Below are 1,101 nucleotides of genomic sequence, written 5' to 3'. Positions count from 1 at the left end.
ACTGGACGTTTTGATCTGGTCTGCGTGCGATCGGCAGCATTCGGCCCGCCGAATGCTGGGCCAGCAGAGCAGCCGACTCATGGCCATCGGCACTATTTGCCCCGACTGATGCCGCATCTATATGCCAGCTTCATTCCGCAGAACGTGTCTGGTTCAGAAAAGCCCTCGTATCGTCGGACTGCAGGTGCGATCCACCACGACCGTTCCACAGTAGACCTTCGGCATGGTTGAGCGACCTGCCTACCCTTCCGACCTGTCCGACGCCCGCTGGGCGCTGATCGCACCACGCCTTGCTGCCTGGCGTCAGGCCCGCACCGACGCCGGTGTCGGCGGACGCACCGCCACCCACGACCTGCGGGAGATCTTCAACGCGATCCTCTACGTCAACCGCACCGGCATCGCCTGGCGCTACCTGCCCCACGACTTCCCGCCCTGGCAGACCGTCTACGGCTACTTCACCGCCTGGACAGGCGACGGCATCTTCACCCAGCTCAACTACCAGCTCACCGGCCTGGCCCGCACCAAGGCCGGACGCGCCACGCAGCCGTCGGCCTGCGTCATCGACAGCCAGAGCGTGAAGACCTCCACCAACGCACCCGCCGCCACGCAGGGCATCGACGCCGGCAAGAAGATCGTCGGACGCAAGCGGGGCATCGTCACCGACACCCTCGGCCTGCTCCTCGCCGTCGTCGTAACCGCGGCCAGCACCAGCGACAACACCATCGGTATCAACCTGCTGGAACAAGCCAAAGCCACCCACCCAGCCCTGGCCAAGACCTGGGTCGACGCCGGCTTCAAGAACAAGGTCATCGAACACGGCGCCACCCTCGGCATCGACGTCGAAGTCGTCACCAAAGACCCACAAGTCAGGGGATTCTCCGTGGTCAAACGCCGATGGGTCGTCGAACGCACCCTCGGCTGGATCATGCTCCACCGCCGCTTGGCCCGTGACTACGAAGCCCTGCCCGACAACTCCGCCAGCATGATCCGCATCGCGATGATCGACAACCTCACCAAGCGCCTCACCGACGAAACCACCCCAACCTGGCGAGACATCTGAAGCCGGCATCACCCGCAAAATACGTGAATCAGACGCCCTCT

General features: G+C 64.1%; 1 protein-coding gene. It reads left to right on the top strand.

Annotated features, from left to right (window positions below; genetic code table 11):
* The first annotated feature begins 223 nt into the window (after positions 1-223).
* A complete protein-coding gene (locus tag ACY34I_RS40450; protein WP_462760837.1) occupies positions 224-1,060 on the top strand; it encodes an IS5 family transposase in 837 nt (278 codons plus the stop codon).
* The last annotated feature ends 41 nt before the right edge of the window (positions 1,061-1,101 follow it).

The sequence above is a fragment of the Micromonospora sp. RTBAU3-60 genome, assembly GCF_054963695.1.
Note: the sequence above shows the minus strand (reverse complement) of the source record. Positions and strands in the feature narration are given on the sequence as shown.

Coding starts and splice junctions, on each gene's coding strand:
- ACY34I_RS40450 (WP_462760837.1), top strand. CDS start 224: ATGGTTGAGCGACCTGCCTACCCTTCCGACCTGTCCGACGCCCGCTGG.